This is a genomic window from Leclercia sp. G3L, from assembly GCF_021117075.1.
GTDB lineage: Bacteria > Pseudomonadota > Gammaproteobacteria > Enterobacterales > Enterobacteriaceae > Enterobacter > Enterobacter adecarboxylatus_C.
Genome location: NZ_CP088265.1, coordinates 1,048,598 through 1,062,171, shown reverse-complemented (window position 1 = coordinate 1,062,171; position 13,574 = coordinate 1,048,598). Strand labels below are relative to the sequence as shown.

Below are 13,574 nucleotides of genomic sequence, written 5' to 3'. Positions count from 1 at the left end.
ATTATTTCGCCGCTTGCATGGTGGCCCACCACGTTGCATCGGCTTCGATTTCGCCCTGCATATTCACGTGGGGGTAGGGTAATTTTTTCTGCTTCGCCACGTTGGCCAGCACCGGATAGCCGCCTTCAAACAGCAGGCGCTGCTGCTCGTCTTCCGGCAACATGCTGTTCTCGCGTTTGTACATCCCGGCATTCTGGCGCTGGCGCTGGGCTTCATACAGAATGAGCGCGGACGCCACGGAGACGTTCAGGGACTGCACCATGCCGATCATCGGAATGATGATGTCCCGATCCGCCAGATCTAACGCTTCCTGGGTGATCCCCGTCTTCTCCTGACCCATCAGAATGCAGGTCGGACGGGTATAATCAATCTCACGGAAATCGACGGCTTTGTCGGAAAGGTGGGTTGCCAGAATCTGCATGCCGCGTCCCTTCAGATGCGAAATGGCGTCGGCAATATTGTCGTGGGCTTTGACCTGTACCCAGCTGTTGCTGCCTGCGGCAGCCGAGGCCATGGGACGCATCCGTGTACCCTTCCAGACGGCGTGCACTTCATGCACACCGACGGCGTCTGCGGTACGGACGATAGCAGCCACGTTATGAGGTTTATGGACCTGCTCCATGCAGACCGTCAGATCGGGCTGACGCCTGGCGAGCATTTCGCAAATCCGGGCATAACGCATTGAATTCATAAAGCTAGTTTCGGTTACGGGTGACTTTAATCACGTCGGCCATCACGCGGATTTTGCGCATGATGTTCGCCAGATGCACACGGTCCCGCGCGGTCAGACGAATAAAGGCGCTGTAAACGCGGCCATCTTTCTCTTCCGTATTCAGGCTATGAATGTTGGAAGAGGCAGTGTTGATTGCCGCCGTCAGGTTCGCCAGCGCACCCTGGTGGTTGAACATATCCACCTTAATTTCGGTGATAAATTCCTGCTCGGTCTCTTTATCCCACTCTACCGCCATAAACTTCTCAGGCTCTTTCTGATAGCCGCGGATGTTACGACAGGATTCGTGATGGATAACCAGGCCTTTACCAGGGCTGACGTGGGCAATAATCGGGTCGCCCGGGATCGGTCGGCAGCACTTGGCAAAAGTAATCAATACGCCGTCGGCGCCTTTGATCGGCAGATGGCCGTGGCTGGTTGATGACGGCTGCGGCACAGAGGTTTCGCCCTGCTGCAGGTTCTTCGCCACCACCACGCTCATCGCGTTACCCAGACCGATCTCTGCCAGCAGGTCATCAAGCGAGGCGAGCTTCATACGCTCCAGCTCGTGCTGAATGCTCTCTTTCGGGATCTCGGCCAGCTTACGGCTGCCGCCCAACGCGTGGTTGAGCAGACGACGGCCCAGGCTGACGGAGTCGTCGCGTTTGAGGTTCTTCAGCAGCTGGCGGATCTTGGCGCGGGCTTTCGAGCTCACCACAAAGTTGAGCCACGCCGCGTTCGGACGCGCGCCCGGTGCGGTAATGATTTCCACCGTCTGGCCGCTGGTCAACGGCTGTGACAGCGGATACGGCTGGCGGTCGACGCGCGCGCCCACGCAGGCATGACCGATATCGGTATGCACGGCGTAAGCGAAGTCGACCGGGGTTGCGCCAGCAGGCAGCTCGACAATGCGCCCCTCTGGCGTGAAAACGTAAATCTCATCCGGGAAGAGATCGGATTTAACGCTCTCGATAAATTCAAACGAGCTACCGGCGCTCTGCTGTAGCTCCAGCAGGCTCTGCATCCAGCGCTGGGCGCGGATCTGCGCGGTAGTGCTGCTTTCGCCGCCACGCTCTTTGTAGGCCCAGTGCGCGGCAACACCCATCTCCGCCATCTGATCCATGTCTTCGGTACGGATCTGCACCTCAACCGGCACGCCGTGCGGGCCAATCATCGAGGTGTGCAGAGACTGATATCCGTTCGCCTTTGGAATGGCGATATAGTCCTTCATTCGACCCGGACGCGGCTTGTAAAGGCTGTGCATCTGACCCAGCACGCGATAGCAGGTATCAGAGTCCTGGACGATCACGCGGAACGCGTAGATATCCATGATCGAGTGAAAACGCTGCTCTTTGAGCACCATTTTGCAGTAGATGGAGTACAAATGCTTTTCGCGACCGCTGACGCGGCAGGGAATACCGGCTTCCTGCAAACGCCCTTCGATTTCAGAGAGGATCTTCTGAATCATCTCCTTACGGTTACCACGTGCGGCTTTCACCACCTCTTTGATCACCCGGAAGCGGTTCGGGTACAAGGCTTCAAAACCCAGCTCTTCCAGCTCGGTTTTAATGTGATGAATACCTAAACGGTGCGCCAGCGGGCTGTAGATTTCGAGGGTTTCACGGGCAATGCGACGACGTTTATCCGGGCGTAGGGAGCCCAGGGTGCGCATATTGTGGGTACGGTCAGCGAGTTTGATCAGAATGACGCGGATATCCTGCACCATCGCCATGATCATTTTGCGGAAGTTTTCGGCCTGTGCCTCTTTCTTGTCGCGGAAATTCAGCTTATCAAGCTTAGAGACTCCTTCCACCAGCTCGGCAACGCTTTTGCCAAACAGCTGTTCCATGTCCTGGTAGGTGGCGGGGGTATCTTCGATCACGTCATGCAGCAGGGCGGCCATCAGCGTTTCGTAGTCGAGTTTCATCTCGGCCAGAATACAGGCCACCGCTACCGGGTGCGTGATATAGGGTTCACCGCTTGAACGTGTCTGGCCCTCGTGAGCGTCACGTGCAACGAGATACGCCTGCTGGAGACGTTTAATCTGGTCTACCGACAGGTAGGTTTGAATCAGTTGATTCAGGCTTTCAAACAGATACAAGGGCGACCCGCAGGTTTAATTAACGACGACCTTCAGCAATGGCGGTAACGGCCTGCAGTTCTGCGGCTTCCTGCTCTTGCTGCTCCTGGCGCTCACGTACGTCGAGGATCTGGTTGTTGATCAGACCTTCTTCGATTTCGCGCAATGCGATAACGGTGGTTTTATCGTTTTCTTCCGGTACCAGCGGATCTTTACCGCCTGACTGCATCTGACGAGCGCGACGCGCGGCGACCAGCACCAGGTCAAAACGGTTACCAATTTTCTCTACAGCGTCCTGAACAGTTACGCGTGCCATACTTAAAATGCTCCACAGATGAAGAAATGACTGGGCATGATACTGAATGTGGGTTCAGTCTGCCAACAGTTTGGTGATTAATGCGTCATGTCGCTGCTTCTGGCGGCTCATGCGCAGACGTTCGGCGCGAAGGATAGTTTTGAGATCGCTCAGGGCGGCGTCAAAATCATCATTCACAATCAGGTAATCATATTCGGCGTAATGGCTCATTTCCGCAACTGCCAGGGCCATACGTTTTGCAATAACCTCTTCGCTATCCTGGCCACGGCCACGAAGACGGCGATCCAGCTCGTCTTTCGACGGCGGTAAAATAAAGATACTGCGCGAATCAGGCATTTTCTTGCGGATCTGCTGCGCGCCCTGCCAGTCGATATCAAGGAACACGTTCACGCCGGTCGACAGCACCTGCTCAATGGTTTCACGCGAGGTGCCGTAGTAGTTACCGAAAACTTCCGCGTGTTCAAGAAACGCATCTCTGCCAATCATCGTTCTGAATTCATCGTGATCGACAAAGAAATAGTGTTCACCGTGCACTTCACCCGGACGCGGCGCGCGCGTGGTGTGAGAAACCGATACCTGGGTATCGTACAGCGGTTGGGTTTTTAACAGTGCCTGAATCAGGCTGGATTTACCCGCGCCACTAGGGGCAGAAACAATATAAAGCGTGCCTTGAGCCATGAGAGTCTTTTGTATGTGTTAGCGAAGAAAGTCCTACATACGGGCTTATTATACACGTCGCCGCTTCGTGACGTAGCCTTTGTCACACTTTTTCCGTTTCTTAGTTGATTTTTGCTCGCCCTTTTCCGCTTTTCTCCGCCGTTTGCTGCAACAGAAACAAAGTCCTGATGCTGGCTCGTAAAGTCTGTTTTTGCCTGTCGCCTGCGTTTTCGTACCGCGTTATACCCCCGTATAAAACAGGGAGGAACGACGATGTGGCGATGTTTTGGTGTACTTATGCTGCTCTGGAGCAGCAGCGGGATGGCGGTTTGCCCGGTCTGGTCACCCGCGCAGGCAGCGCAGGAGATCGCCCGACTCAGTGCGCAAATGGCCCGCTGGGATAAGGCTTACTGGCAGCAGGGCGTCAGCGACGTGAACGACGAGGTATATGACCAGCTGGCCGCGCGGCTGAGACAGTGGCGGCACTGCTTTGGTGATGAACAGGTGACAGACGCGCCGTTGCCTGCGGGCGGTTCGGTCAGGCATCCGGTCAGCCATACCGGGGTGGTGAAGGTGGCCGATAAAGCGGAGCTGCGGCAGTGGATGCATTCGCATCGCGATCTGTGGATCCAGCCCAAGGTGGATGGCGTGGCGGTGACGCTGGTCTACCGTCAGGGGCAGCTGGTGCAGGCCACCAGCCGGGGCGATGGGCTGAAAGGCGAAGACTGGACGGCGAAAGTGAAGCGCATCGCCACGGTGCCCGCCCGGGTGACGGGCCCGCTCGCCAACAGCGTGTTGCAGGGGGAGCTCTTCTTACAGCGCGAAAATCATGTCCAGCGCCAGATGGGCGGTATGAATGCGCGGGCAAAAGTCGCCGGGGCGATGATGCGGCAGGATGACAGCGCCGTCCTGGATCAGATCGGCATCTTCATCTGGGCCTGGCCGGACGGCCCCACCCCGATGGGCGAGCGTTTGCGGGCGTTAGCCCGGGCGGGCTTCACCCTGACCGAATCCTGGACGCAGAAAATCAGTTCAGTGGAGGAGGCCGAAAATATGCGCGACCGCTGGCTGAAGTCGCCGCTGCCCTTTGTTACCGATGGTATTGTTATCCGCTCGGCACAGGAGCCCGCAGGCAACCGCTGGCTGCCGGGAGACGGCAGTTGGGTGGTGGCGTGGAAATATGCTCCGGCCACACGGGTCGCAGAGGTCAGGGCTATTAACTTTGCCGTGGGACGTACCGGCAGGATCGCGGTGGTCGCGACACTTGAGCCGGTACAGCTTGATGATAAACGGGTGCAGCGCGTCAATCTGGGGTCGGTGGGCCGCTGGCAGGCACTGGATATTGCGCCGGGCGATCAGGTTCAGGTTAGCCTGGCCGGGCAGGGGATCCCGCGGGTGGATAAGGTTGTCTGGCGAGGGACCGACCGACAAAAACCGGTGCCACCAGAGTCGCGCTTCACACCGCTCACCTGTTTTTATGCCTCACCGGAATGTCACGAACAGTTTATGGCCCGGCTGGCCTGGCTGAGTTCATCGTCGGTATTAAACATCGAAGGGCTGGGCGACGCAGGCTGGCAGGTGCTTCATCAGGCACATCATTTTGAGCACCTGTTTTCGTGGCTGACGCTCACCCAGGAGCAGCTCCAGCATACGCCCGGTCTTTCGGCGCAGCGCGGCCTGCGGCTCTGGCATCAGTTCAACCTGGCGCGCCGTCAGCCCTTTACCCGCTGGCTGGATGCGCTTGGCGTACCTCTTCCCCGGGTGGCCATGCGTGCGCTGGGCGACCAGCACTGGCTGCAGTTACAGAACAGGGATCCGCTGGGCTGGCAACAGGTTCCAGGCATTGGCGTGGAAAGAGCGCGCAGGCTGGTTGACTTTATCCGTCACCCTAACGTTAACATCCTGACGTCCTGGCTTAATGAGCAGGGCGTGCAGGGATTTTAGTGGCTGTCGTGGCGGTAATAAAAGACCGGTAAGCCCAGCTTTAAACGCAGCGCCAGCATGCGGGCGGTAAAGCCAAAGAGCAGCGTGGAGATAATTACCACATCCTGATTGCTGACGTAGTGCTGCAGAGCGACGTACAGCACCGCTGCCGCGAAGGAGACCCCGGCATAGAGCTCTTTCTGAAAGACCAGTGGAATGCGTTTGCAGAACATATCGCGCAGTACCCCGCCAAACACGCCGGTGATCACCGCCGCGATAGTGGCGATAACCGGACCTTCGCCCATATCCAGCGCGACCTGGGCCCCGATAATGGAGAAGACGATCAGGCCGAGCGCATCCAGCACCAGAAACAGACGTCGCAGATGGGGCATTACCGGGGCGAGGATGGTGGTCAACACCGCGGCGACGGCGACAATAATCACATATTCAGGATGCTGCACCCAGCCGAGCGGGTAGTGGCCCAACAGGATATCCCGAACGGAACCCCCACCCAGCGCCGTTGCGGTGGCAATAATAATAACGCCGAAGGTGTCCATACGACGACGTCCGGCGGCCAGGGCACCGGTCATGGCCTCAGCGGTAATACCGATCAAATACAGGATGTGCAGCAGCATGTTACCCCCAACTTTAATGCCGTCAGGGTAACTTTTTGTGGGCTGGCTCACGATTTAGATTTTTTTGTGCGAGCGGTTATGCCTTAGATTAGCTAATGCTTGAATAGCTCAATGAGTGCGATATCGCTTTTTTTACTCATATATCGCATTAGATTTATTTGGTCTTAACTACCGCGGGCGACTAAAAACCTGGCGGAACATCGGTACCAGCACTTTATTACCGGTTTCGCTGAGGTGATTATCGTCGAAGTACCAGGGTTGTAGATTTTTACTGCCCATACAGCGACCCGCGGTGCAGAGCCAGGCGGTGGGATCCAGAACCTGAACGCCGCACTGTTTTGCCGCCCGCGCCTGGGCCTGTAAAATAGCCGCGTTCTTTTTCTCGTAGTTCGCCAGTGGGACTGATAAATCGCGGGTGGCTCTGCCAGTCATCAGACGATGGGATAACGTGCGGGGAATGTTATGCGCCATCTCGGGGATCGGGTTCACCAGGTAAACAGGATGCTCGCGATTCAGGGTACACGCCATTCCGACCACCGCATCGGCATACTGTTGCAGGTACGCCTCCTTGTTTTGCGGCCTGGCGTCGAAGGTCACCAGCTGCTGTTCCGCATAATGCGTCAGGCGGTTCACAATCACCACCGGAACATCTGACGGGTAATTCTGCAGCCGTGAAGGAAGGGAGCGATTAAATGCTCCGCACCGTTTGTTCTCGTCAACTTCACCCGTCGCCAGCGTCGGGCAGCCAGAATAAGTGATACCGATAACCGAGCCTTTACCCTGTGCAGCTTCTGCCAGTGCGGTCGCGGTGGCTTCTGCATGACTGTCGCCAATAATGATGGCGGCAGGCTTGCCCGTACCGTAAAGGCTTAAGCGCGTTTTCGGGTTGGCAGCATAGTTTTTATTGGTGGCTTCCAGCGCGATTTTGTTTACCAGAGGATCGGGCTGGCTGACAACGATACTGTTTTTCACCAGATAGCTAAACAGCCAGGCAACGCCCACGCAGGCAAACAGGATTAACCAGAATGTGCGGGTCGTACGCTGGCTCAGGTAGTTTTTTCCGGGCTGTTCAATCAAAACCCAGGAGAGCCATCCGGCGGCAAAGGAGAGCGCAATCGCGCTCATTACCCACGGCCCGTTATGCTGTCGCCCTGAATAGATCAGAAACACCACAATGGGCCAGTGCCATAAATAGACGGAATACGAGCTCAGTCCTGCCCAACGAAAATTCCGGTCAAACAGGCTCACCAGCGGTTGGTAGTCGCTGTAAATCACCAGCATCGCACCCACGACGGGCAGTAAAGTCAGTGGCCCGGGCCAGGCTTGCTCTGCGGTGATAGAAAAGAGAGAGATAAGTATCAGGGCGTAACCTGCGATCGCCGCAACCGGACGAAGCCTTAATGGCAGAACAAAACGCTGCGCGGCATACCACACCAGCCCGCCGCACAGCATTTCCCAGGCGCGATACGGCATCAGATAGAAGCTGGTGGACGCGTTGCCAGAGGTGTGCGTAATGCTCACCATAAACGACGCGACGGTGAGGACCAGCAGGCAGAGCCCGGTGTTCAGCTTTTTTCTGAGGGGGTAAAGACCCATCATAATAAAAGGTAAAACCAGGTAGAATTGCCATTCAACGGACAATGACCAGGTATGTAAAAACCAGTTTTCATGCGAGTCGAGGGCAAAATAGTCCCCGGACTCTTTGTTGAGTTTCAGGTTCGAAATAAATAGGGCGGCATAGCCAATATAGTTTCCGAGCTTTTTATACTCATTTGTCGGTAGCCAGAAAAAGGTCGCCACGGCGATGACCAGACACATCGCCAGTAGGGCAGGAATTATTCTCTTGCAGCGCGCGGCATAAAACTGAATAAGATTAAAGCTGTTCCTTTCCAGGCCGGTGGCGATGATTTTGGTCATCAGGAAGCCGGAGATAACAAAAAATACATCCACGCCCGCAAAACCGCCGGGCAACAGGGTGGCGGTAAAGTGATAAAAAACGACAGAAAGAATGGCTATTCCGCGCAGCAGGTTAATGTCTTGCCTGAAATCGCGGTCAACTGAGAGGCTGGATACGTCCTCTAAAGATAAGTTGATGTTTGCCATTAGGTTTCCTGAAAGGACGCTCAAAATAAGAAATGCGGCCTGCATTCTATCAAAATCGCTAAAAGACTGCTTATGTTCTGATGCGCCGAAAGCAGACAGTAAATTCTTATGGCTATTAAATGAAAATGGTCCCGTTAAGGGACCATTAATAACAAATCGACGCCTGTTACGGCTTATTCGATGTTCTGAATCTGCTCGCGCATCTGTTCAATCAGTACCTTCAGCTCAATCGCAGAATTGGTGACTTCTGCGTTGATCGATTTCGACGCCAGGGTGTTCGATTCGCGGTTGAACTCCTGCATCATAAAGTCGAGACGGCGGCCCACGGCCTCTTTCTTCTTCAGAATGTTGTAGGTCTCTTTGACGTGCGCTTCCAGACGGTCCAGCTCTTCAGAAACGTCGATACGCTGGGCCATCAGCACCAGCTCCTGCTCGAGACGGTTATTCTCCAGCTGAACTTCGGCGTCTTCCAGTTTGGCGACCAGACGCTCACGCTGCCACTGCAGGATTTCTGGCATATGGGAGCGGACTTTCACCACTTCGCCGCTCACGCCTTCCAGACGCTGCTCGATCAGTGCCTTCAGCGCCTGGCCTTCGGTTTCACGGGCTACGATGAAGTCATCCAGGGTCCCGTCCAGCGCAGCCAGAATTTCAGCGGTAATCGCGTCCAGATCCTGTTCGCCAGCCGCCATCACCCCAGGCCAGCGCAGAATATCAACCGGGTTGATTTCGCCTTCGTCGCTCTGCATTTTGACCCAGTTAGCGGCGTTCACCAGCTGTTTAGCCAGTTTCTCGTTGAGGATCAGCTCCCCTTGCGCACTCGCATCGGGCTCAAAACGCAGGTTGCATTCAATCTTTCCGCGCGTCAGGCGAGCACGGATACGCTCACGAACCACGGGCTCAAGACTGCGGAACTGCTCCGGCATACGGAAATAGGTTTCAAGATAGCGTTGGTTTACCGAGCGCATTTCCCAGGTAGCGCTGCCCCAGCTACCCTTGATTTCACGGCGGGCGTAGGCGGTCATACTGCGGATCATAGACATTTCCGTTTTTGAAGGAGAGATGGGGGGATTATAGCTTTCGGGGCTTTCTCAGGATAGGAATAAGCGCGTTTAATCCGTATAATGCGCAGCCACATTCGTTTCAAGCCGGAGATATCATCATGCGTCCATCAGGTCGTAGCGCCAACCAGGTGCGCCCCGTCACCCTGACCCGTAACTATACAAAACACGCTGAAGGCTCTGTGCTTGTTGAATTTGGTGACACCAAAGTGCTGTGCACCGCCTCCATTGAAGAGGGCGTGCCGCGCTTCCTGAAAGGCCAGGGGCAGGGCTGGATCACTGCCGAATACGGCATGCTGCCACGCTCTACCCATACCCGTAACGCCCGCGAAGCGGCGAAGGGTAAGCAGGGCGGCCGCACCATGGAGATCCAGCGTCTGATCGCCCGCGCGCTGCGCGCGGCTGTCGATCTGAAAACGCTGGGTGAATTCACCATCACCCTGGACTGCGACGTGATCCAGGCTGACGGCGGCACCCGTACGGCCTCCATTACCGGTGCCTGCGTGGCGCTGGCCGATGCCCTGAACAAACTGGTCGCGGCCGGTAAGCTGAAAGCTAACCCGCTGAAAGGCATGGTTGCGGCAGTGTCTGTAGGGATCGTCAATGGCGAAGCGCTGTGCGATCTGGAGTACGTTGAAGACTCCGCGGCAGAGACCGACATGAACGTGGTGATGACCGAAGACGGTCGTATCATCGAGGTGCAGGGCACCGCTGAAGGTGAGCCATTTACCCACGAAGAACTTCTGGCGCTGTTGGCGTTAGCCCGAGAGGGAATCGAATCTATCGTAACGACGCAGAAGGCGGCGTTAGAAAATTGATTTTAAAGGCGACTGATGAGTCGCCTTTTTTTTGTCCGTAGAAAAGTAAGGAGCGAATCCATGAAACCTTATCAGCGCCAGTTTATTGAATTTGCGCTTAGCAAGCAGGTACTTAAGTTTGGCGAGTTCACGCTGAAATCCGGGCGCAAGAGCCCCTATTTCTTTAACGCCGGGCTGTTTAATACCGGGCGCGATCTGGCTCTGTTAGGCCGCTTCTATGCCGAAGCGCTGGTGGATTCCGGGATTGAGTTCGACCTGCTGTTTGGCCCGGCATACAAAGGCATCCCGATTGCCACCACCACCGCCGTGGCGCTGGCGGAGCATCACGATCGCGACGTGCCGTACTGCTTTAACCGTAAAGAGGCCAAAACCCACGGCGAAGGCGGTAATCTGGTCGGCAGCGCGCTGCAGGGCCGCGTCATGCTGGTGGACGATGTGATCACCGCAGGCACCGCCATTCGTGAATCGATGGAGATTATCCAGGCGAACAACGCTACGCTTGCTGGCGTGCTGATCTCGCTGGACCGCCAGGAGCGCGGCCGTGGCGAAATCTCCGCTATCCAGGAAGTGGAGCGCGATTACAGCTGCAAAGTGACCTCAATCATCACTCTGAAAGACCTGATTGCCTATCTGGAAGAGAAGCCGGAGATGGCAGAGAGCCTGGCGGCGGTGCGTGCGTATCGCGAAGAGTTTGGCGTCTGAGTTAATTGCCCGGTGGCGCTGCGCTTACCGGGCCTACCCGTTACTGCAACTGCGCGGCGACTAACGGCCAGCGGGCGTCAAAATCGTCCGTTGGGCGATATTTGAATTCACTGCGCACAAAGCGTGAGAGCATCCCTTCACAGAAGGCCAGCACCTGCCCGGCAAGCAGCGATTCATCCATGCTGTAACCCTCGCCTTCACGCATCTTCTTTTCGCGCAATACCTGGCGCAGCTGCGCCTCAATACGTTCGAAAAGTTGGTTAATGCGCCCCTGCAGCCTGTCCTGTTCAAACATCAGCGCGTGGCCGGTCAGGATACGGGTTAAACCCGGATTGCGCTCGCCGAACCCAAGGATCAGCTGAACAATCAGACGCAGCCGTGCGGTGGTGTCTTTTTCATCCTTCAGAATCAGGTTGATACGCGTGATCAGGCTGTCTTCGATAAACTCGATCAGGCTGTCGAACATCCGCGTTTTGCTGGGGAAATGACGGTACAGCGCCGCTTCCGACACGCCCACAGAGGCGGCCAGTTTTGCGGTGGTGATGCGTTGACTGCCATCGCTGGATTCAAGCATCAGAGCCAGAGATTGAAGTATTTCTTCGCGACGATTCCTTTTCGCTGTTTGTTTTTCTGCCATGTTGCAAAATACCCCTGAAAATAAGCACTTGTCAGGCTGACATCCACACAACGACCGCAAACGTCCGTTTGCGGTTTGTTAATACGTTATTAGATTGTGAGATGCGTTTAGCCGGGTTTATTTACGCCCGGAATGGCCGAAGCCGCCTTCGCCGCGATCGGTCGCGTCGAAGTCTTCTACCAGATTAAATTCAGCCTGTACCACCGGGACGAATACCATCTGGGCGACACGCTCGCCGGGTTGAATGGTGAAGCTGTCCTGGCCACGGTTCCAGACGGAGACCATCAGCTGACCCTGATAGTCCGAATCGATAAGCCCCACCAGGTTGCCCAGCACGATACCATGCTTATGGCCAAGGCCAGAACGCGGCAGGATCACCGCCGCCAGAGAGGCATCGGCAATGTGGATTGCAAGACCGGTCGGCAGCAGCGTGGTGGCGCCCGGTGCCAGCTCTACGGCGTCGTCGAGGCAGGCGCGCAGATCAAGACCGGCAGAGCCGGAAGTGGCATAGGTCGGCAGCGGAAATTGCTGACCAACACGCGGGTCCAGAATCTTAACGTCGATTTTTTTCATCATAACGGGTAACGATCTCGTCCAGTAATAGTTGGCCCAGGAGTTCCTTGCGCTCAAGCGGTAAGACTTTATCTCCATCCTGCCAGAATAGGTGCAGTGCGTTGCTGTCGCTGTTAAATCCTTGAGTGGCCAGCGATACGTCGTTCGCGCAAATTAAATCGAGGTTTTTGCGGGTACGTTTTTGCCGGGCATATTCTTCCACATTATTCGTTTCAGCGGCAAACCCAACAACGTAAGGCCGTCGATTTTTTAGCGCGGCGACACCGGCAACGATATCCGGGTTTTTCACCATTTTTATCGTGATTTCATCGCCTTGCTTTTTAATTTTTTCATCCGCCACGGCGGCTGCGCGGTAGTCCGCTACGGCGGCACAACCAATAAAAATCTGCTGCTGTTGCGCCTGCGCCTGGACGGCTGCTTCCATCTCCAGCGCGGTCGTTACGTCGATGCGCTGCACCTGCGCTGGCGTTGGCAGCGACACCGGGCCGCTGACCAGCGTGACTTTGGCTCCGCGCTGCGCGGCGGCGGCGGCAATCGCAAAGCCCATCTTGCCGGAGCTTTGGTTAGTGATATAGCGCACCGGATCCAACGGCTCACGCGTCGGACCCGCGGTAATCATGATGTTCAGATGTTGCAGATCGTTGACAGGTGAAAAATGGCCGGCGGCCAGATCCACAATCGCCAGCGGATCCAGCATGCGGCCCGGGCCGATGTCGCCACAGGCCTGGCTGCCGCTGTCCGGCCCCCAAATCAGCAGCCCGCGCGAGGCGAGCGTTGACAGGTTATGCTGCGTTGCCGCGTTGCGGTACATCTGCTGGTTCATGGCAGGCACCACGGCGACCGGCGCCGGGGTGGCCAGGCAGATGGTGGACACCAGGTCGTTGGCCATGCCGGCGGCAACGCGGGCGATAAGATCGGCGGTGGCCGGGGCGAGGATGACTAAATCCGCCCATTTGCCCAGCTCAATATGGCCCATTGCGGCTTCTGCCGCCGGATCGAGCAGGCTGTCCGACACCGGGTAGCCTGAAACCGCCTGCAGGCTCAATGGCGTAATGAACGCTTTGCCCCCTTCGGTTATTGCCACCCGCACGTCCGCGCCGCGCTCGCGCAAACGGCGCACCAGTTCCGGCGCTTTATAGGCTGCAATGCCGCCGCTGACGCCGAGAACGATTTTTTTACCGGCCAGGCTCATCATGATTCTTTCCTGTTGGGGTCACCTGAGAGACGGCCATTTTATCACAATCCGAAAAGCATCGTGATGTTGTCCATCCGCCACTTTGCGAGGCGTTACGCAAGACGGGCAATACGCCGTCGTGAGGAGCCGGGGTCTGTGGCAGCATGGTGTGGTCAGGGAGAAGGA

General features: G+C 56.4%; 13 protein-coding genes. 3 read left to right on the top strand and 10 right to left on the bottom strand.

Going from position 1 to position 13,574, the window contains the following annotated elements; genetic code table 11:
- Position 1: 1 nt before the first annotated feature.
- Genes trmH through gmk form a run of 4 tightly spaced genes read right to left on the bottom strand, consistent with a single transcriptional unit; the run spans position 2 to position 3,783 of the window.
- A complete protein-coding gene (gene trmH / locus LRS40_RS06395) occupies positions 2-691 on the bottom strand; it encodes a tRNA (guanosine(18)-2'-O)-methyltransferase TrmH (RefSeq protein WP_231313346.1) in 690 nt (229 codons plus the stop codon).
- A 4-nt stretch (positions 692-695) separates the two neighbouring features.
- On the bottom strand, positions 696-2,810 hold the full coding sequence (gene spoT / locus LRS40_RS06390; RefSeq protein ID WP_231313345.1) for a bifunctional GTP diphosphokinase/guanosine-3',5'-bis pyrophosphate 3'-pyrophosphohydrolase: 2,115 nt from the start codon (positions 2,808-2,810) through the stop codon (positions 696-698).
- 19 nt (positions 2,811-2,829) lie between these two features.
- A complete protein-coding gene (rpoZ, locus tag LRS40_RS06385; RefSeq protein WP_032615688.1) occupies positions 2,830-3,105 on the bottom strand; it encodes a DNA-directed RNA polymerase subunit omega in 276 nt (91 codons plus the stop codon).
- Positions 3,106-3,159: 54 nt separating this feature from the next.
- Positions 3,160-3,783: a guanylate kinase gene (gmk, locus tag LRS40_RS06380; protein WP_231313344.1), complete on the bottom strand. Its 624-nt coding sequence runs from the start codon at positions 3,781-3,783 to the stop codon at positions 3,160-3,162.
- 252 nt (positions 3,784-4,035) lie between these two features.
- Between gmk and ligB the strand changes: the two genes are divergently transcribed.
- Positions 4,036-5,706 (top strand): NAD-dependent DNA ligase LigB, encoded by a 1,671-nt coding sequence (ligB, locus tag LRS40_RS06375; RefSeq protein WP_231313343.1) that lies wholly within the window; start codon positions 4,036-4,038, stop codon positions 5,704-5,706.
- On the opposite strand, the gene LRS40_RS06370 is transcribed toward ligB, so the two are convergent.
- The 3 genes from LRS40_RS06370 to LRS40_RS06360 form a co-directional block, all read right to left on the bottom strand.
- Positions 5,703-6,320 (bottom strand): trimeric intracellular cation channel family protein, encoded by a 618-nt coding sequence (locus LRS40_RS06370; RefSeq protein WP_142487725.1) that lies wholly within the window; start codon positions 6,318-6,320, stop codon positions 5,703-5,705. The genes ligB and LRS40_RS06370 overlap by 4 nt on opposite strands.
- A 168-nt stretch (positions 6,321-6,488) precedes the next feature.
- Positions 6,489-8,423 (bottom strand): acyltransferase family protein, encoded by a 1,935-nt coding sequence (locus tag LRS40_RS06365; RefSeq protein WP_231313342.1) that lies wholly within the window; start codon positions 8,421-8,423, stop codon positions 6,489-6,491.
- 173 nt (positions 8,424-8,596) lie between these two features.
- Entirely contained in the window at positions 8,597-9,460 is an 864-nt protein-coding gene (locus LRS40_RS06360) for a YicC/YloC family endoribonuclease (RefSeq protein WP_032615698.1), read from the bottom strand.
- A gap of 125 nt (positions 9,461-9,585) precedes the next feature.
- On the opposite strand from LRS40_RS06360, the gene rph reads away from it, so the two are divergent.
- Together rph and pyrE are read left to right on the top strand one after the other, a co-directional pair.
- Complete coding sequence (gene rph, locus LRS40_RS06355; protein ID WP_032615700.1) at positions 9,586-10,302, top strand: ribonuclease PH; 717 nt, start codon at positions 9,586-9,588, stop codon at positions 10,300-10,302.
- 60 nt (positions 10,303-10,362) lie between these two features.
- Entirely contained in the window at positions 10,363-11,004 is a 642-nt protein-coding gene (gene pyrE / locus LRS40_RS06350) for an orotate phosphoribosyltransferase (RefSeq protein WP_032615701.1), read from the top strand.
- Positions 11,005-11,044: 40 nt separating this feature from the next.
- On the opposite strand, the gene slmA is transcribed toward pyrE, so the two are convergent.
- From slmA to coaBC, 3 genes are all read right to left on the bottom strand, one after another.
- Positions 11,045-11,641, bottom strand: coding sequence for a nucleoid occlusion factor SlmA (slmA, locus tag LRS40_RS06345; RefSeq protein ID WP_032615703.1), 597 nt, complete (start codon positions 11,639-11,641; stop codon positions 11,045-11,047).
- Positions 11,642-11,758: 117 nt separating this feature from the next.
- Positions 11,759-12,217, bottom strand: coding sequence for a dUTP diphosphatase (gene dut, locus LRS40_RS06340; protein ID WP_139563925.1), 459 nt, complete (start codon positions 12,215-12,217; stop codon positions 11,759-11,761).
- Complete coding sequence (gene coaBC, locus LRS40_RS06335) at positions 12,195-13,406, bottom strand: bifunctional phosphopantothenoylcysteine decarboxylase/phosphopantothenate--cysteine ligase CoaBC (protein WP_231313872.1); 1,212 nt, start codon at positions 13,404-13,406, stop codon at positions 12,195-12,197. Before coaBC ends, dut begins: the two co-directional genes overlap by 23 nt.
- Between the last annotated feature and the right edge of the window lie 168 nt (positions 13,407-13,574).

Excerpts from the sequence above, each read along its gene's own strand:
- slmA (WP_032615703.1), bottom strand. The coding sequence starts at position 11,641 with ATGGCAGAAAAACAAACAGCGAAAAGGAATCGTCGCGAAGAAATACTT.
- trmH (WP_231313346.1), bottom strand. The coding sequence starts at position 691 with ATGAATTCAATGCGTTATGCCCGGATTTGCGAAATGCTCGCCAGGCGT.
- coaBC (WP_231313872.1), bottom strand. The coding sequence starts at position 13,406 with ATGAGCCTGGCCGGTAAAAAAATCGTTCTCGGCGTCAGCGGCGGCATT.
- ligB (WP_231313343.1), top strand. The coding sequence starts at position 4,036 with ATGTGGCGATGTTTTGGTGTACTTATGCTGCTCTGGAGCAGCAGCGGG.
- LRS40_RS06370 (WP_142487725.1), bottom strand. The coding sequence starts at position 6,320 with ATGCTGCTGCACATCCTGTATTTGATCGGTATTACCGCTGAGGCCATG.
- rpoZ (WP_032615688.1), bottom strand. The coding sequence starts at position 3,105 with ATGGCACGCGTAACTGTTCAGGACGCTGTAGAGAAAATTGGTAACCGT.
- pyrE (WP_032615701.1), top strand. The coding sequence starts at position 10,363 with ATGAAACCTTATCAGCGCCAGTTTATTGAATTTGCGCTTAGCAAGCAG.
- dut (WP_139563925.1), bottom strand. The coding sequence starts at position 12,217 with ATGATGAAAAAAATCGACGTTAAGATTCTGGACCCGCGTGTTGGTCAG.
- LRS40_RS06365 (WP_231313342.1), bottom strand. The coding sequence starts at position 8,423 with ATGGCAAACATCAACTTATCTTTAGAGGACGTATCCAGCCTCTCAGTT.
- rph (WP_032615700.1), top strand. The coding sequence starts at position 9,586 with ATGCGTCCATCAGGTCGTAGCGCCAACCAGGTGCGCCCCGTCACCCTG.
- LRS40_RS06360 (WP_032615698.1), bottom strand. The coding sequence starts at position 9,460 with ATGATCCGCAGTATGACCGCCTACGCCCGCCGTGAAATCAAGGGTAGC.
- gmk (WP_231313344.1), bottom strand. The coding sequence starts at position 3,783 with ATGGCTCAAGGCACGCTTTATATTGTTTCTGCCCCTAGTGGCGCGGGT.